Genomic DNA, 17,215 nt, shown 5'->3' with positions numbered 1-17,215 from the left:
CACGACACCGTGCAAGAGGCGAACCGGTTCCGCACCCGCTCCCCCGCAAGGCGACTAGACCGCCACAGCAGCCGGGTCCAGCGACCCGCGGTCACGTTCCGGAGAGATCACTGATGATCCACAACAAAAGGGGCCGGACGTTTCCGCCCGGCCCCCGTCATTCCTGCAGATCGCTATTCCTAGAAAGCGATGCGCATGACCAGCTGATAAACCGGGCCGGCGGCCTCGGTCTCGATTTCGTACTCGTCGTAGTCGCGGGCCAGTTGATCGCCGACGCTGTCGAACTTGTCGAACACTTCGTCTTTCGACGAGTCCAGCAGGTTGGAGCCGGTGAGACGGACGACGATGTTCTCGCCGATCTGCTTCTCGATGAACACTTCGAGGTCCGCACCATACGAGGTCAGGACCTCTTCCGTCAGGACGCGATCCTCGGCGTCGCCCTGCTTGCGGTAGCTGGCGCCGAAGGCTGCGCCCCAGGTCGGAAGATCCTGGGTGAAGCCGGCCGAGAAGACGAAGTCCGACTGGCCGTTGAAGCGGCGCTCGCCGGCGAAGTCCGTGATCTCGCTGTCCAGCCACGAGTAGTTGAGGAAGACTCCGGTCGATTCCATCCCGATGAAGTCCAGCGGGGTCGAGAGGTCGAACTCCAGGCCATAGACCTTGCCGTCGCCGACATTGTCGACGGTGTAGATGAAGGTGCCGGGACCCGCCGAGCCTTCAACGCCCGTGTTGGTCTCCTCGATCAGGTCGGTGATGTCGCGATAGAAGGCGTTGATGCCGACGACGCCACGACGACCCAGACGACGCTCGAAGCCGAGGTCGAAGCCGACCGCAGTTTCGGGCTGCAGCTCCGGATTGCCGACGAAGTCACTGTCGCCGAACTCTTCTTCCAGCAGCGCGGGCGACAGGCGATCAAAGTTCGGACGACGCACGGTGCGCGCGGCCGAGAAGATCACCCGGTCCGTGTCATTCAGTCGCCAGCGCAGGCTGAACGAGGGCAGGAACTCGCCATAGTCATTCTCGGTCACCTGCTGGGCGGCCGGAACCGTCCGGTCGGTGATGGTGACGTCGGTCGCCTCATAGCGCAGACCGGCTTCCCAGCGCAGGGCGCCGGAGTTGCCCGACACCATGACATACGGGTCGATACGATTTTCCTCGATGCTCGCATCGCCGCCCAGAACCGGGCTGGACGCGCCGAACGGCGGCACGGCGGGGCGCGGCGCGGGCGCATTCGGCACATTGAAGCGAATGCGCGGCGTCTCGGTGATCAGGCTGTCGCGTGTCTTCCAATTGGCCTGGACGCCGAACTCCAGCTCCATGTCGCCGGACAGCTCGATCTTGTGCTCGATCGCGGCCTTCCATTCCTCGTCCTGGATGTCGATGGTCTCGGAATCGAGGGTGAAGCGGTCCTCGTCAGGGAAGGGCGTGCCGTCGCGCAGATATTCGGACTCGGCCTCGAACTCGTACTGCTCGTCGTCGATGGTCGCATAGCCCAGCTTGAAGGTCGTCTCGCCGCCGAACATCTCGCGCTCATAGCGGCCACGCAGCGACAGGTTGTCGGTGCGGATGTCGAGGTCGTTGTCGTTGACCACGGCCAGATTGGCCCGGGTTTCGACGCCCCCCTCATACTCGAGGGAATCCTCGTCCTGGAAACGGTCGGTGCGAACGAAGACGCCTGAAAGGTCCAGCATGCCGCCGGCCAGCGGCACTTCGTACGAGGCGTTGAAGGCATAGTCCGTGCCGTCGCGGACGTCGGTCTGGACCTCGGTGTTGTCGATGGTGCCACCCGGCTCGTCATAGCGGATGCTGTACTTGTTCTTCGGGTTGCGCCGGTCCTGGACATTGGCCCCGACCAGCAGGCGGCCCTCGCCGACCTGACCACCCCAGACGGCCCCATAGGTGCCGCCGAACTCGCCATAGTCGCTGTCCGGGAACATCAGGGCGCCCAGACGGATATAGCCACCGTCCAGCGACAGGGCATCGCGCAGGACGATGTTGATGGTCCCGGCCACGGCGTCGCCCGACCGGTTGGCCGAGGAGGAGCGGACCACTTCGACGCGCTCGATCAGTTCAGCGGGGATGCGGTCGACGAAGAAGGAGCGGTCGACGCCCGAACCGGGCACTTCCTCCCCGTCGATCAGGATCTTGGTGTACCCGGGGTCGAGGCCGCGCAGGCGCGCGCCATCGGACTCGAGCACGTCGGACAGGAAGGTGACCGACGGCACGCGGCGCAGGGCGTCGCCCACGGTCAGCGGCTCGAACCGCTGGAAATAGTCGAGGTCGTAGGACAGGGTCGGCACAACGGCATCGGTGCGGTTCCGCATGGCCGGCTGACCGGTCACGATCACATCCTCGACGGCCGTAACCGGACCCTCGTACTCGGCGTCCTGGGCGAAGGCGGCGCCGGCCGCCAGAACGGGCGCCAGTGCGGCGCCCACGAGAAGCTTCAGTTTCATGACTATGTCGTCCCCTTGGGCGGACGTTGTCTCGTCCCTGCCCTGAGATCGCCGTTAGCGCTTCGCGGAGACGCTACAGTGACGCTTTATGCAAGCTCGGTTGACGCCGGGGTCACACTTCAAAGACGGCTCGCCTGTATACCGACGGTATGTCACGGTTTCGCAACCAATACATACATTTAGCTTGCCGTGCGCGCAGGAGGCGCTAGGGGGCGGGCATCTGCAGCGGAGCTTTGCCATGCGCCTGACCCCCTCGCTTCTGATTGCCGCCTCCGTCCTGGCCCTCTCGGCCTGCGCCATGACCGAAGATCGCGGGCCGCAGGGCATTTTCGCGCCCGGAGACCCGGCCCGCTCCGTCATGGCTGCCGTCGAAACAGTCTTGACGACCGATCCGGAAGTGGACGCCGACGACCCCGCCCTGTGGGCCGACCCGCGCGATCCGGCGCGGGCTGTGATGTTCGGCACCGACAAGTCGGACGGCCTGTACGTCCACAACATGGACGGTTCGGTCCGCCAGTTCCTGCCCTCGGGTCCGGTCAACAATGTCGACCTGCGTGTTGGCTTCCCGACCTCGGTCGGTGAGCGGGTGCTGGTCGCGGCCAGCAATGATGCGCCGGGCGCCAATGGCGTGAATCTGTATCTGTTCGATCCGGCCACCCTGACCACGGCGGACTATGGCTTCCTGCCCACGGCCTATGAGCCCTACGGCTTCTGCATGGGGCGGCGGGGCGAGGCCTTCTACCTGATCGTGACCACCAAGGCGGGCACCGTCCACCAGATGTCCGTTGCCGACGGCCCGAACGGGCCGGTTATCGGGCCAGAACGGGTCCTGACCCTGGCCAGCCAGCTGGAGGGCTGCGTCGTCCATGACGCCGCTGACACCCTTTATGTCGGCGAGGAAGACGTCGGGGTCTGGCGTTTCGACTTCGACCCGTCCGGACCGTCCACCGCGACGGAGATCGCCCGCGTCGACCGGATTCGCATTCGCGACGACGTCGAGGGGCTGACCATCATGCGGGACCGCGGGGTCGAGTATCTGATTGTGTCCAGCCAGGGCGACAGCACCTATCCGGTCTATCGCATCGAGGGCCAGCGCCACATCTATGTCGGTCGGTTCGCCATCGTCGATGGGCCGACGATCGACGGTGTCACCTCAACCGATGGACTTGACGCTTTCTCGGGACCGATCGGTCCCTTCCCCGAAGGCGCGGTGGCCTTCCACGACGACATCGACTCCCCGAGCCCCGGCCAGCAGAACTTCAAGATCGTCGACTGGCGTGTGATCCGCGAGGCCCTGGGACTTTAGGACCCGGTCTCGCAAGGCCGGACAGAAACGAAAAGGCCCCGCCGGAGCAGGGCCTTCTGGTCGGTTCGACTGGAGCGGGCGAGGCGATTCGAACGCCCGACCCTCACCTTGGCAAGGTGATGCTCTACCCCTGAGCTACGCCCGCACTCTCAGTCGAGAGCGGGGCGTATAGCCGAGCACGGGCGGTGGCCGCAAGAGGCAGAACGCAAATTGCTACGATCCTGCGCTCAAGCAGCGAGCGTCCGCGACGCGAGCGGTAGCGCGACTATCTGGGCGCGAGGCGGATGGCGCCATCCAGGCGGATGCACTCGCCGTTGATGTAGACGTTCTCGGCCAGATGCAGGGCCAGCGCGGCATAGTCGGCCGGGGTGCCGAGGCGGCTGGGGAAGGGGATGGCGGCGGCCAGGGCGTCCTGGATCTTCTGGTCCATCCCGGCCATCATCGGCGTCCACATGATGCCGGGCAGGATGGTGTTCACCCGAACGCCTTCCTGGGCCAGGTCGCGCGCAACCGGCAGGGTCATGGCATAGACGCCGCCCTTGGAGGCCGAATAGGCCGCCTGGCCGATCTGGCCGTCCTGGGCCGCCACCGAGGCCGTGTTGACGATCAGGCCGCGCTCGCCGTCGGCCATGGGCTCGGTCGCCACCATGCCCAGCGCCGACTGGCTGAGCACCCGGAAGGTGCCGAACAGATTGATGCGGACGGTGCGCTCGAAGGCGGCCATGTCATGGGCGCGCAGCTCGCCGGTGTCGCGCTTGCGGCTGACGGTCTTCTGGCCGGTGGCGATGCCGGCGCAGTTGACGGTCAGGCGCTCCTGTCCGTGTGCCGCGCGGGCCTTTTCGAAACCGGCGGCGACATCCTCATCCGAGGTCACATCGACCTTGCAGAAAACGCCGCCGATTTCGGCCGCAATCTTTTCGCCCGCCTCCTCGTTCAGGTCGAACAGGGCGACCTTGACCCCTTTGGCCGCCAGAGCGCGGGCCGTGCCCTCACCGAGGCCCGAGGCGCCGCCGGTGACGACTGCGGAAATGGAGGCGTCGAGTTTCATGGGAAGTCCTTTGTCAGATCGGGATTGAACCGGAAGGGGTCTGTGACGATTTAGGGGTCATGGTCCGTCCTGCCAAACCCTCATCCGCCGAAATCGCCCGGGGCAAGGCCCTGATCCCCCGCATCGACAAGGTCGACGAGGTCAAGGTCGAGCGCCGCTTCTGGCCCAAGGTGCAGCGGAGCCTGGCGCGGATCCCCTTTGCTGATCACCTGCTGAGCGTCTGGTATGCCGCCCGCGACCCGCAGACGCCGGCCGGGGCCAAGGGGATGATGCTGGCAGCGCTGGCGTATTTCGTCATGCCGGTCGATGCGATCCCCGATGTTCTGGTCGGAATCGGCTTTACCGACGACGCCGCCGTGATCACGGCCGTGGTCGCGACCCTGTCGGCCCATATCCGGTCCCGGCACCGCGAGGCGGCCCGTCAGGCGCTGACCCGTCTGGCCCGGTCCGAAGACTAGGCACCCGGCGCGCGCGTCCGCCACCAGCCCGTGATCGAATAGCGGGGGGCGCCTGCGAACGGCGCCACCATGGATACGGCGTGGTCCTGGGGCACCTTGAACAGGTTCAGCGTGCCGAACGAAGGCGTGAAGGTCTCGGTCACCGCCCCCTCGCCGTCGAGGAACATCAGCAGCCCGCCCCATTCCGCCCGCCAGCGCGGCGACAGGTTCAGCACATAGGCATAGAGCCGCCCGGCATCCTCATGTGCGTCCGTATGGCCATTGAGGAAATGGCCGGGCAGATAGCGCGTCGACTGGGCATCGACATAGGCGATCCGGTCATCGCCGGTCAGGCCGCGCGCGAAGTCCAGAAACGGGTCCGCGTTGAATAGGGCGTGCAGCTCGAACAGGACGGGCGGCAGGGGCAGGCCCATGGCGCGCGCCTGTCCCAGCTTGATCCGGTCGAAGATGAACTGGAAGCCCTCGGTCGCCTCCTCATGGGCCATGGCGTAGAGGCGGGCCTGTTCGGTCAGCGGCTCGGCCTCGAACACGGCGACCGGGACGTCGGCGTTGTAGGGGTTCTGGATGGCGCGGTTCCAGACCATGTCGGGCCCGGTCAGGGCGTCGTGCAGGACCCCGGCCCCCTCACCCAGCAGACCGGCCACGCGCCCGCGGCCGGTGGCGGCCAGCCGATCCGCCGCGCCCGTCAGATCAAGGTCCGGGGCAAGGGCGAGGGTCACGGCCCGACCGTCACCACGATCTTGCCCATGGCCGAGCGATCACCCAGGGCCTGGATGGCCTCATGCGCCTTGTGCAGGGGGAAGGTGCGGCTGACGCGCGGGCGGATCTTGCCCTCGCTCCACAGCGTCATCAGGTCGGCCATATTGGCGGCGTGGCCCTTGGGATCGCGCATGACGGCGGCGCCCCAGAAGACGCCGATTACCGCCACTGACTTGAGCAGGGTCAGGTTGAGGGGCAGGGACGGGATCCCGGCCGGGAAGCCCACCACCAGATAGCGACCGCACCAGTCCATGGCCCGGAGCGCCGGCTCGGCATAGTCGCCGCCGACCGCGTCATAGACGACATCGGCCCCGTCGCGCCCGGTAGCCAGTTTCAGCTCGCCGGACAGCTCCTTCTGGGCCGCCTTGTCCATGGGGCCCGAGGGGTAGATCAGGCCGTTGTCGGCACCCAGCTCCAGCGCGAACTCGACCTTGTCGTTGGTCGAGGCGGCGGCGACGACGCGCGCGCCCATGGCCTTGCCCAGCTCGACCGCGGCAGCGCCCACGCCACCGGCGGCGCCCAGCACCAGCAGGGTTTCGCCCGCCTGCAGCTTCGCCCGGTCCTTCAGGGCATAGTAGCTGGTGCCATAGGTCATGATCAGGGCGGCGGCGGTCTCGAAGTCCATCTCCCTGGGGATGGGGATGACGCTGGCGGCGGGGACGGCGATCCGCTCGACCAGTCCGCCCCACCCGGGCACGGCAATGACCCGGTCGCCCTTGTGGATGCCCTTGACGCCCTCGCCGATCGCCTCGACCACGCCCGCCACCTCGGCACCCGGCGCGAAGGGCCTCTGGGGCCGGAACTGGTATTTGTCCTCGATGATCAGGGTGTCAGGGAAGTTGATGCCCACGGCCCGGACCTCGATGACCACCTCGCCGGCCTTGGGGGTCGGGTCCGACACCTCCTCGACCACCAGGGTTTCCGGGCCACCGGGGGCCTTGGACAGGACTGCGCGCATGGAGAACCTTTCGGGGAGACGGATGCCGGACGACCGGGGCGACTTGCCACCCCTGCCGGTCAGACGGTAACGCTCCGGCCCCGAACTGGAAAGACAGGAACCGGCCCTGCCGGACTGCGGAGACCCCGAGATGACCCGACCCGCCCTGATCCTGCACGGAGGCGCCGGTGCCCGGCGTAGCCGCGACTATGCCGCCGAGCGGGCCGATATGGTCGAGGTCGTGCGCGCCATGCAGGCCCGTCTGGAGGCCGGAGAGGCCGCACTGGACGTCGCGGTCGAGGCCGTGTGCCTGCTGGAGGACTCGGGCCTCTATGTCGCCGGGCGCGGCGCCTCGCCCAATCTGGACGGGGACTATGAGCTGGACGCCAGCCTGATGGACGGGGCCACGGGTCGGGCCGGGGGCATTGCCGCCCTGCAGGGGTTCCGCAATCCGGTGCGGGCCGCCCGGGCGGTCATGGACCACACGCCGCACGTCCTGCTGGTCGGCGAGGGAGCGCGGCGGTTCTGCGAGGAACAGGGGCTGGAGCCCGTCCCCGGCGGCAACGACTGGTTCACCCGGGCCGGACAGGGCGAGGACAACCATCCGCCGGGGACGCTGGCGCACGGCACGGTCGGCTGCTGCGTGCTGGACACACAGGGACGGCTGGCGGCCGCGACCTCGACCGCCGGAGTATTCGGCAAGCTGCCGGGCCGGGTCGGCGACACCCCCCTGCCCGCCAGCGGCACCTGGGCCGACGGCCATGCCGCGGTCTCCTCGACCGGTCAGGGGGAGTACTTCATCCGCTCGGCAGCAGCGGCGCAGGTCGCCTGGCGCGTGGCCTCGGGCCAGACGGTGGCCGAGGCCGGACAGGCCGTGATCGACGCCATCGGCGCCATGGGCGGCGACGGGGGCCTGATCGCGCTCGACCGCCATGGGCGCCACGCCGACCCCTACAACAGCCAGGGCATGAAGCGGGCCTGGCTGACCCCCGAGGGCGAGATTGGCGTCGCCGTCTTCAACGACTGAGCCTTAGCTCAGGCCGACAGGCAGATGACCTGGGCGACGCGGAGGTCGCGGCGGAGGGCGTCGGCGACGCGGCCGTAGTTGGCCAGCGTCACAGGCTCCTCCAGCGGCCGGGCGTCCCGGTCCGGCATGCCGCGGATGGCGGGGCCGAAGGTGTCGGGGGCCGTGGTGTAGATGCGGCCGCGGCGCGGGGCCTCGGCGATGGTCACGCCCAGCACCCGGCCCTGACGATCCAGCACCGGGGCGCCGGACAGGCCCGAGAGGGTGCCCTTCAGCCCCGACGTACGGCCGACCTCGGCCCAGGCGAGGACCGGCTCGTCCCGCTGGCCCCGCCCGCGCACCCGGAAGGTCTCGCGGCCCAGCAGGCGCGAGGTGACCTCGCCCGCCCGGCCCTGGGGATAGCCGGGGTGAAAGCCCCGCTGGCCCTTGCGGAGCTCGGGGGCCGTGACCACCGCCAGCGGCTCCGGGCCCCCTTCGGTGATCAGGACGGCGACGTCGGCGCGCGGCGCGATGCGGACACTGGCGGCGACGGCGCGCCCCCCGCCGACCATCAGGGCGGGCCTTGGGCAGCCCTCGACCACATGGCGGGCGGTGACCCAGCGCCCCTCGCCCGCGACCGAGAAGGCGGTGCCCGAGGCGGGCTGGAAGGGAATGTCCGGCGCATTCAGGGTGATGGCCGGGTCGAAGGGGGTGATGGGCCCCAGAAGCGCGCCCTCGACCTCATCCGGTTCGGGCGGCGGGGGCGGGGTGAAGACCTCCTCGCGCCGGTCCAGCGCCCAGATCAGGATCGCCAGCGACAGGAGACCGTAGAAGGCCCAGTCGGTCAGTCGCGACATTTGCCCCCCTAGCCCGCCAGGGCGGCGCCGAGGATCAGGGCGGTCGCCAGCTTGGCCCCGACCAGCAGCACGGCGGCCGAGACCTCGCCCTCGCGGATGCGCTGGGGCAGGCCGGTCAGCAGCATGTCGACCAGCCGGAAGACGAACAGCTGCAGCACCACGGTCGCCACGCCCCAGATGACGATGTCGCGGATCGAGGTCGAGACCGACAGGCTGATGGCCAGCGGAATGGCGAGACCGATCAGGACGCCGGCAAAGGCCACGGCGGCGGCGGAGTTGCCCTCACGGATCAGGGCGACCTCTTTCCAGGGGGTCAGCAGGGCGTACAGGGTCGCGCCCAGCACCAGCAGGGCGATGGTCACCGCCAGATGGGTCATCAGAACCGGAAAGCCCCGGGCAAAGGCCTGGACTTCGGGGCTGGTCAGGACGCTGGAGAGGGACGAGGAGTCCATGGAAGGGGTATGCGGGCCTGAGGATCACGGAACAAAAAAACCGCCCCCCGTCCTTGCCTCAATCCAGCCCCAATCCGCAAGCGCGGCGGAGCCACAGTCTGTGACGAAAGGTTACGGGGTGGGGTGGGGGAAATACCGTCTGAATGGTCTGAAGGGTCTGGATGGTCTGGATAGTCTGGATAATCTGGATAGTCTGGATAGTCTGAACCGTATGAAATGGCTTCTCCGTTCGTTGGGGTGCTTCCCTTCTCCCGATGGGAGAAGGTGGCGCGTGAGCGCCGGATGAGGGGCGGCGGTGTCTGTCGGCGAATGCCGTAGCAGGGCCGGTGCGACGGCTCACGCCGAAGGCCACGGAGAGACCCTCACCCCCCACTCCCTCTCAGGCTCCGCGCTGCCCTTCGGGTCCCAACGGAGAGGGGGAGAAGAATACCGTCTGAACCGTCTGGATTGCCTCCTGTGCCGCCCGGCGGGCCGACAGTGTAGGGGCATTCCGGAGCAGGGCCGGAAAGTCGGTACGGGATGCGGGCAGGGCGCTGATCCGGCGAGGAATTCCTGCAGCCATATGGCGCAGTGGAGGGCGTCAGTCTGACGTCGGAGGCGCGCTCTTACTGGCGAGGGCGGCGCTTTCCTTCTTCAGCGGGCGCGAGACGGGGCAGACCTCCTGCACATAGCCGTTCAGAGTGTTGGCCAAGGCGTCGGCAACCAGGCTGTAGTGAACGAACTGGCCCTTCTTTTCGCTGGCGACCAGACCGGCATTCTCGAGCACCGAGAGGTGCTGGGACACGGCCGGTTTGGAGATTTCGAACCGGGCCGCGATCTCTCCCGCCGTCAGGTCGGCATGGGCCAGATAGGCCAGAATCTTGCGCCGCACGGGACTGGAGAGGGCTTCGAACACACGTTGCATCCCTGAGTATTTAAGCGATTTGCTAAGGGCTTGCCAGCCGCATTCGTATGTGTAAGCTATTACTTAATTACCGAAGGGCCATGCGCATGTCAGACGTCCACGATCCGAATGCCGTCAACAGTCTTGTCGAACTGCCGGGGTGCAGCCCGGTCGAAGGCCGGGTCGTCTGGGACCCCGTTCACTCGCTGTGGAACGGCGGCATGCTGGTCGCAGCGGTCGTTCTGGCGCCGCTGACCTTCAGCTGGAGCGCGCTTGTCGTGTTCGTCGTCACAACCGGGGGCGCCTTGCTGCTCGGTCACTCCATCGGCTTTCACCGGCGCATGATCCACGGGAGCTTCCAGTGCCCGCTGTGGCTGGAACATGCGCTGGTCTGGATCGGCACCGCGGTCGGCATGAGCGGCCCGTTCTGGATGATCCGCGCCCACGACCTGCGCGACTGGGCCCAGCGGCAGCCCGAGTGCCATCCGTATCTGGCCCATCGTGCGCCGATCCTGACCGATGCCTGGTGGCAGATGCACTGTCGGCTGGAGCTGGCCCACCCGCCCGCGTTCGATCTGGGTCGATTCCAGCGGGACCGGTTCTACCGGTTTCTGGAGCGCACCTGGATGCTGCAGCAGTTGCCAATTGCGGGGCTGCTGTGGCTGGCCGGAGGGTGGAGCTTTGTCGTCTGGGGCGTTTGTGTCCGGATCTCCGTCTCGATCATCGGCCACTGGTTCGTCGGGCGTCTGGCCCATACGCAGGGTCCGCAGAGCTGGCGGGTGCCGGCGTCGGGTGTGCAGGCCCACGATGTGCCTTGGGCGGCCATCCCGACCATGGGCGAGGCCTGGCATAACAATCATCACGCCTTTCCAGGCTCGGCGCGCCTCGGCCTTTATCCGGGCCAGAGCGACTGGGGCTACCGCGTCATCCAGTTGCTCGTACGGATGGGTCTGGCGTGGGATGTGCGGACACCGGAGGTCATGCCGGGGCGGATCGAGCGGCTGGAGGCGGTGCGATGAAAGCCGTTCCCACAGCCAGCCGACTTGTTGTCGCGACTTTGTGCGCAGGAGTTCTGGCAGCCACCGCCTATGTGATGCAGCTCGCCGTGTTCGGCGTTGTGAAGGACGGTCCGGCTGGGGCCGTAGTCGGGGCGGTGACCTTCTTCCTCGCGGGTCCCGCCTTCCTGATTGGCACGGCGCTGTTTGGACCGCCCATCTGGCTGATCGTCAGGAAGACGCGCCTGAATCAGCCACAGCCCTCAGCCCTGATCGGGGCCGGGATTGCGCTCATTGCCGGGGCTTTGCTGTTTCTCAGCTGGGCCGGTTGGGATGGAGTGTGGATCACCGCAGCCTTTCCGCTCGCGGGCGGCGTCGGCGGGGGAATATTTCAGCGCATGATGGCTGAGGGCGCGACCTAAGCCGCGTCCTGCTCCGCCTTCCTGAGCGTGGACGCCCGGACCTTTTCGCTTTCGGACTTGAGCTGGCCGCAGGCGGCGAGGATGTCGCGGCCGCGGGGGGTGCGGATGGGGCTGGCGTAGCCGGCCTTGTTGAGGATGGCGGCGAACCGCTCGATGGTCTTCCAGTCCGAGCATTCATAGTCGGTGCCGGGCCAGGGGTTGAACGGGATGAGGTTCACCTTGGCCGGGATGCCCTCGATCAGCTTCAGCAGGGCGCGGGCTTCGTCGGGGCTGTCGTTGACGCCCTTGAGCATCACGTATTCGAAGGTCACGCGGCGGGCGTTCGACAGGCCGGGATAGGCGCGGATGCCGGCCATCAGCTGGGCCAGGTCATATTTCTTGTTCAGCGGCACCAGCACGTCGCGCAGGGGGTCGTTGGTGGCGTGCAGGCTGATGGCCAGCATGGCCTGGGTGCGGGTGCCCAGAGCCTCGAGTTGCGGCACGACGCCCGAGGTCGAGACGGTGATGCGGCGGCGCGAGAGGGCGATGCCCTCATTGTCCGAGATGATGTCGATGGCGTCGGCGACGTGGTCGAGATTGTAGAGCGGCTCGCCCATGCCCATGAAGACGATATTGGACAGGCGGCGGTCCTCTTTGGGACTGGGCCATTCGCCGAGGTCGTCGCGGGCCACCTGGACCTGGGCGACGATTTCGGCCGCCGTCAGGTTGCGGACCAGCTTTTGCGTGCCGGTGTGGCAGAAGGTGCAGTTGAGGGTGCAGCCGACCTGGGAGGAGACGCAGAGGGCGCCGGCGCGGCCGACATCGGGGATGTAGACGGCCTCGATCTCGATGCCCGGGGCGGTGCGGATCAGCCATTTGCGGGTGCCGTCGTTCGACACCTGACGCTCGACGATCTCGGGCCGGGCGAGGGTGAAGGCGGCGGCCAGCCTTTCGCGCGTGTCCTTGGCCACATTGCTCATGGCGGCGAAGTCGGTGACGCCGAAATGGTGGATCCAGCCCCAGACCTGCGAGGCGCGCATCTTTGCCTTTTCCGGCGGGCAGATGTCAGCGTCGATCAACGCTTGACGCAGGCCCTCGCGCGTCAGCCCCGAGAGGTTGACGGGCGCAGCCGTGGCCGGTTGGGCGCGGGAAAGATCGAGCGTGATGCTCACGGGAGCAATCCTGTCGAAGCGGGCGGGACGGGTGGAAAGGCGGGGCTTATACCACAGAACCCGTCACGATTAAGGCCCCGGGGGCCCCGCCGGACCGTGGCCCTCTACAGCAGGGCCGAGATGGCTTCCCGCGCGGCCTCGCCGAGGTCGGGGCGTTTGAGGGCCAGGGCGACATTGGCGCGCAGCAGGCCGATCTTGTCGCCGCAGTCGTGGGTGACGCCCTCATACTCGTAGGCGGTGAAGGCCTGATCCTGCATCAGGCGGGCCATGGCGTCGGTCAGCTGGATTTCGCCGCCCGCGCCCCGGCCCTGCGTGGCCAGCAGGTCGAAGATCTGCGGCTGGAGGATGTAGCGGCCCGAGATCGAAAGATTGGAGGGCGCCTCGCCGCGCGGGGGCTTTTCGACCATGCCCTTCATCGAGATGCGGCGGCCGTCGCGCTCGGCCGGGTCGACGATGCCGTATTTGTGGGTGTCGGCCTCGGGCACCTGTTCGACGCCGATGACATTGCCGCCGACCTCGGCATAGACGTCGGCCAGCTGTTTCAGGGCGCCGGGCTGACCGTCGACGATGACGTCGGGAAGGATGACGGCAAAGGGTTCGTCGCCGATGATGTCGCGGGCGCACCAGACGGCGTGGCCGAGGCCCTTGGGCTGCATCTGGCGGGTGAAGCTCATCTCGCCGGCCATGGCCAGTTCGCCGTTCATCATCTCGAGGATGTCGGTCTTGCCCTTGGCCTCCAGCTGGGCCTCCAGCTCGATCTGGTGGTCGAAATAGTCCTCGATCGCCTGTTTGGCGCGGCCTGTGACGAAGACGATATGCTCGATCCCCGCCTCGCGCGCTTCCTCGACGATATAGCTGAGGATGGGGCGATCGACGACGTTCAGCAGTTCCTTGGGCGTGGTCTTGGTGCCGGGCAGGACCCGGGTGCCGAGACCGGCGACGGGAAGGACGGCCTTGCGCAGGCGGGCGGGGGTGGCGGGCATGGACGACTCCTGTACGGGATCACTCAACCGTGACGGACTTGGCAAGGTTCCGGGGCTGGTCGACGTCGGTGCCCTTATGGACGGCGGTGAAATAGGCCAGCATCTGGACGGGAATGGCATAGACCAGCGGCGCGATCAGGGGATGACAGTCCGGCGCCTCGATCCGGGTAATGCCGGTGCCGTGGGGCGTGGGCGCCGACAGGGGCGCGATCATCACCACCGGACCGCCGCGCGCGGCCACTTCCTGAAGGTTAGAGGCGGTCTTTTCAAACAGATCGTCCAGCGGAGCGAGGGCGACGGTCGGCGTGTCCTCGTCGATCAGGGCGATCGGGCCATGCTTGAGCTCGCCGGCGGCATAGCCCTCAGCGTGGATATAGCTGATCTCCTTGAGCTTCAGCGCGCCTTCCATGGCCAGAGGGAACATGGCACCCCGGCCGAGGAACAGGACGTCGGTGGCGCGCGACAGGTCGTGGGCCACATCGCGCATCCGGTCTTCCATCTGCAGGGCCTCGGCGATCAGGCGCGGAGACTCGAACAGGGCCTGAACCAGTCTGGCTTCTTCGTCCGCGCTGATCCGGCCGCGCGCGACACCGGCGGTGACGGCCAGCGCCAGCAGGGCGGCGACCTGGGCGGTAAAGGCCTTGGTCGAGGCGACGCCGATCTCGGGGCCGGCGTGGGTGGGCCACAGATATTGCGACTCGCGCGCCATTGATGAGGTGTGGACATTGACCAGCGCCGCCGTCGGCAGGCCCAGCCCCTTGCACCAGGTCAAACAGGCGAGGGTGTCGGCGGTCTCGCCCGACTGGCTGACGGCCACGGCCAGTGTGTCGGGCATCAGGGCCGGGGAGCGATAGCGAAACTCGGACGCGATCTCGACATCGCAGGGCAGGCCGGCCAGTTTTTCAAAGGCATAGCGCCCGATCTGGGCGGCATAGAAGGCGGTGCCGCAGGCCACGATCTGGATGCGGGCGATCGATTTGAAGTCGACGTCCTGTTTCAGGGCCCGGCCGTTGACGAAATCCAGATAGGCCGAGAGCGTGCGCTGGACGCTGTCGGGCTGCTCGTGGATCTCCTTTTCCATGAAGTGGCGGTATTCGCCCTTCTCGACCTGGGCGGCCGAGGCGGAGACAATCACCTTCTGACGTTCGACCGGTTCTCCATCGACGTCGAACATGCGGGCGCCGGTGCGGTCGAGGGCGACATAGTCCCCCTCTTCCAGATAGCTGATGGTCTGGGTGAAGGGGCCGACGGCCAGCGCATCCGAGCCCAGATACATTTCGCCCTCGCCCCAGCCGACCACCAGCGGGCTGCCGCGGCGGGCGCCGAGGATCATGCCGTCCTCGCCCTCGATCAGCACGGCCAGCGCATAGGCACCCGTCAGCCGGTCGAGCACCGACTTGAAGGCGACGACCGGATCGTTGCCGCCGCCGAGGGCGCGATCCAGCAGGTGGGCCACGACCTCGGTGTCGGTCTGGCTCTCGAAAGTATTGCCGAACGCCTCGAGCTCGGCCTTGAGGTCGGCGAAATTCTCGATGATGCCGTTGTGGACCAGGGTCACGCGGCCCGCCTTGTGCGGGTGGGCGTTCTGGGTCGTGGGCGCGCCGTGGGTGGCCCAGCGCGTGTGGCCGATGCCGACGGTCGAGGACAGGGGTTCGGCCCGCAAAACCGCCTCCAGCGCGGCGATCTTGCCCTTGGCCCGGCGACGCTCGATGCGACCCTCGACCAGGGCGGCGACGCCCGCCGAGTCATAGCCGCGATATTCGAGCCGCTTCAGGCTCTCGATCAGCCGGGGGATCGCCGGTCCGGTACCGGTGACGCCAATGATGCCGCACATAGGTTCGTCCCTTATCAAAGATCGTCAGAAAACCATGGCTTTACGCACAGGCCTGTGACGGTCTAAGCCCACTCCGCCCTAGGGGGGCGGCTCCCCCCTAGGCCAAGACGACGGGGCCTGACACCTAAATTGCGGTTTCGCAAGGTTTCTGTCTCTGATGTCGGGCATGCCGGGGGGCCGGGAGTGAGGGATATTCATGGCTGAGAGACGCTATTTCGGGACCGACGGAATCCGGGGCCGGGCCAACACCCACCCCATGACGCCCGAGGTGGCGCTGCGGGTGGGCCTCGCGGCCGGGCGGATGTTCATGTCCGAGGATGACCGGCGCCACACCGTGGTGATCGGCAAGGATACCCGCCTGTCCGGCTATATGATCGAACCCGCCCTGGTCGCCGGCTTTGCCAGCGCCGGCATGGACGTGATCACCTTTGGCCCCCTGCCCACGCCGGGCGTGGCCATGATGACCCGGTCGATGCGCGCCGATCTGGGCGTGATGATCTCGGCCTCGCACAATGGCTTCATGGACAATGGCATCAAGCTGTTCGGGCCGGACGGCTACAAGCTGTCGGACTCGGTCGAGCTGAAGATCGAGGCGATGATGGACGCCGATCTGGATGCCGATCTGGCCCCCGCCGACCAGTTGGGCCGGGTCCGGCGCATCGACGACAGCCAGGCGCGCTATATCGAGGTGGCCAAGGCGACCTTTCCCAAGGCGCTCAGCCTGAAGGGCCTAAGAGTCGTGATCGACTGCGCCAACGGGGCCGGGTACCGCGTCGCGCCGACCACGCTTTATGAGCTGGGCGCCGAGGTTTTCCCGCTGGGCGTCGAGCCCAATGGCCTGAACATCAATGCCGATTGCGGCTCGACCTATCCGCAGGCGCTGAGCGCGGCGGTCAATCTGCACCGGGCCGATATCGGCATTGCGCTGGACGGTGACGCCGACCGGGTCATCATCTGCGACGAGAAGGGCCAGGTCGTCGACGGCGACCAGATCATGGCGCTGGTGGCAAGGGACTGGGCCGCGCAAGGGCTGCTGATGGGCGGCGGGGTGGTCGCCACCGTCATGTCCAATCTGGGACTGGAGCGGGCCCTGCTGGCTGACGGTCTGACGCTGGAGCGGACCAGGGTCGGCGACCGCTATGTCATGGAGCGGATGCGCGAGGGCGGCTTCAATCTGGGCGGCGAACAGTCGGGCCACATCATCCTGCGCGACCATGCGACCACCGGCGACGGGCTGATTTCGGCGCTGCAGGTGCTGGCCGTGCTGGTCAAGAGCGGGCGCAAGATGAGCGATCTGGCCCGCCAGTTCGACCCGGTGCCGCAGATCCTCGAGAACGTCCGCTATGTGGCGGGCAAGCCGATGGAGGCCGCCAGCGTCAAGGCCGCCATTGCCGAGGGCGAGGCGCGACTGAAGGGGCAGGGCCGGGTTCTGGTCCGCAAATCGGGCACAGAAAAGCTGATCCGCGTCATGGCCGAGGGCGACGACGAGGCGCTGGTCCGGTCGGTCGTTGACGACATCTGCGCGGCGGTGAAGGCAGCCGGCTAGTTGTCGAAGCTATGAAGGTTGTTCACCCGGGGGTGGGCTGAGAAGCTGGGGTTGCGAAGCACCAACCTCAACCGAAGAGTTCCCCGGATGAACGTACACAAGAATGCCCGTCTGACGCCGTCGGGTCG

16 protein-coding genes and 1 tRNA gene are annotated in these 17,215 nt (G+C 67.4%); 6 read left to right on the top strand and 11 right to left on the bottom strand.

Annotated features, from left to right (window positions below):
• Positions 1–179: 179 nt before the first annotated feature.
• Positions 180–2,453, bottom strand: coding sequence for a TonB-dependent receptor plug domain-containing protein (locus EG854_RS02640; RefSeq protein WP_123286189.1), 2,274 nt, complete (start codon positions 2,451–2,453; stop codon positions 180–182).
• A 238-nt stretch (positions 2,454–2,691) separates the two neighbouring features.
• Between EG854_RS02640 and EG854_RS02635 the strand changes: the two genes are divergently transcribed.
• Complete coding sequence (locus EG854_RS02635; protein WP_123286188.1) at positions 2,692–3,759, top strand: phytase; 1,068 nt, start codon at positions 2,692–2,694, stop codon at positions 3,757–3,759.
• A gap of 70 nt (positions 3,760–3,829) precedes the next feature.
• Here the strand turns inward: EG854_RS02635 and EG854_RS02630 are convergent.
• A tRNA-Gly gene (locus tag EG854_RS02630) sits at positions 3,830–3,904 on the bottom strand.
• 120 nt (positions 3,905–4,024) lie between these two features.
• On the bottom strand, positions 4,025–4,807 hold the full coding sequence (locus tag EG854_RS02625; protein WP_123286187.1) for an SDR family oxidoreductase: 783 nt from the start codon (positions 4,805–4,807) through the stop codon (positions 4,025–4,027).
• A gap of 59 nt (positions 4,808–4,866) precedes the next feature.
• On the opposite strand from EG854_RS02625, the gene EG854_RS02620 reads away from it, so the two are divergent.
• On the top strand, positions 4,867–5,265 hold the full coding sequence (locus EG854_RS02620) for a YkvA family protein (protein ID WP_123286186.1): 399 nt from the start codon (positions 4,867–4,869) through the stop codon (positions 5,263–5,265).
• Here the strand turns inward: EG854_RS02620 and EG854_RS02615 are convergent.
• Positions 5,262–5,984: a 2OG-Fe(II) oxygenase gene (locus tag EG854_RS02615; RefSeq protein WP_123286185.1), complete on the bottom strand. Its 723-nt coding sequence runs from the start codon at positions 5,982–5,984 to the stop codon at positions 5,262–5,264. The two genes, EG854_RS02620 and EG854_RS02615, sit on opposite strands and share 4 nt — an antisense overlap.
• Positions 5,981–6,982 carry an NADPH:quinone oxidoreductase family protein gene (locus tag EG854_RS02610; RefSeq protein WP_123286184.1) on the bottom strand — a complete coding sequence of 334 codons (1,002 nt, stop codon included), beginning with the start codon at positions 6,980–6,982 and terminating at the stop codon, positions 5,981–5,983. Before EG854_RS02610 ends, EG854_RS02615 begins: the two co-directional genes overlap by 4 nt.
• 130 nt (positions 6,983–7,112) lie before the next feature.
• On the opposite strand from EG854_RS02610, the gene EG854_RS02605 reads away from it, so the two are divergent.
• The gene (locus tag EG854_RS02605; protein WP_123286183.1) at positions 7,113–7,988 is read left to right on the top strand and encodes an isoaspartyl peptidase/L-asparaginase family protein; all 876 of its coding nucleotides are present in this window, start codon (positions 7,113–7,115) and stop codon (positions 7,986–7,988) included.
• An 8-nt stretch (positions 7,989–7,996) separates the two neighbouring features.
• Here the strand turns inward: EG854_RS02605 and EG854_RS02600 are convergent, their stop codons facing one another.
• From EG854_RS02600 to EG854_RS02590, 3 genes are all read right to left on the bottom strand, one after another.
• Positions 7,997–8,821, bottom strand: a complete 825-nt coding sequence (locus EG854_RS02600; RefSeq protein ID WP_123286182.1) for a S1 family peptidase — start codon at positions 8,819–8,821, stop codon at positions 7,997–7,999.
• 8 nt (positions 8,822–8,829) lie between these two features.
• Complete coding sequence (locus EG854_RS02595) at positions 8,830–9,273, bottom strand: DUF350 domain-containing protein (protein WP_123286181.1); 444 nt, start codon at positions 9,271–9,273, stop codon at positions 8,830–8,832.
• Positions 9,274–9,853: 580 nt separating this feature from the next.
• A complete protein-coding gene (locus EG854_RS02590) occupies positions 9,854–10,177 on the bottom strand; it encodes a metalloregulator ArsR/SmtB family transcription factor (protein ID WP_123286180.1) in 324 nt (107 codons plus the stop codon).
• Positions 10,178–10,263: 86 nt separating this feature from the next.
• On the opposite strand from EG854_RS02590, the gene EG854_RS02585 reads away from it, so the two are divergent.
• Together EG854_RS02585 and EG854_RS02580 are read left to right on the top strand one after the other, a co-directional pair.
• Positions 10,264–11,175 carry an acyl-CoA desaturase gene (locus EG854_RS02585; RefSeq protein ID WP_206423369.1) on the top strand — a complete coding sequence of 304 codons (912 nt, stop codon included), beginning with the start codon at positions 10,264–10,266 and terminating at the stop codon, positions 11,173–11,175.
• The gene (locus tag EG854_RS02580; RefSeq protein ID WP_164461787.1) at positions 11,172–11,573 is read left to right on the top strand and encodes a hypothetical protein; all 402 of its coding nucleotides are present in this window, start codon (positions 11,172–11,174) and stop codon (positions 11,571–11,573) included. Before EG854_RS02585 ends, EG854_RS02580 begins: the two co-directional genes overlap by 4 nt.
• Here the strand turns inward: EG854_RS02580 and rlmN are convergent.
• From rlmN to glmS, 3 genes are all read right to left on the bottom strand, one after another.
• Positions 11,570–12,724 carry a dual-specificity RNA methyltransferase RlmN gene (gene rlmN / locus EG854_RS02575; RefSeq protein ID WP_123286177.1) on the bottom strand — a complete coding sequence of 385 codons (1,155 nt, stop codon included), beginning with the start codon at positions 12,722–12,724 and terminating at the stop codon, positions 11,570–11,572. The genes EG854_RS02580 and rlmN overlap by 4 nt on opposite strands.
• Positions 12,725–12,828: 104 nt before the next feature.
• The gene (galU, locus tag EG854_RS02570; RefSeq protein ID WP_123286176.1) at positions 12,829–13,707 is read right to left on the bottom strand and encodes a UTP--glucose-1-phosphate uridylyltransferase GalU; all 879 of its coding nucleotides are present in this window, start codon (positions 13,705–13,707) and stop codon (positions 12,829–12,831) included.
• 19 nt (positions 13,708–13,726) lie between these two features.
• Entirely contained in the window at positions 13,727–15,541 is a 1,815-nt protein-coding gene (gene glmS, locus EG854_RS02565) for a glutamine--fructose-6-phosphate transaminase (isomerizing) (RefSeq protein ID WP_123286175.1), read from the bottom strand.
• 196 nt (positions 15,542–15,737) lie between these two features.
• Here glmS and glmM point away from each other — a divergent pair, with 196 nt between their 5' ends.
• A complete protein-coding gene (gene glmM, locus EG854_RS02560) occupies positions 15,738–17,087 on the top strand; it encodes a phosphoglucosamine mutase (protein WP_123286174.1) in 1,350 nt (449 codons plus the stop codon).
• Positions 17,088–17,215: the final 128 nt, after the last annotated feature.

The sequence above is a fragment of the Brevundimonas halotolerans genome (assembly GCF_003730275.1).
Lineage (GTDB): Bacteria > Pseudomonadota > Alphaproteobacteria > Caulobacterales > Caulobacteraceae > Brevundimonas > Brevundimonas halotolerans.
Note: the sequence above shows the minus strand (reverse complement) of the source record. Positions and strands in the feature narration are given on the sequence as shown.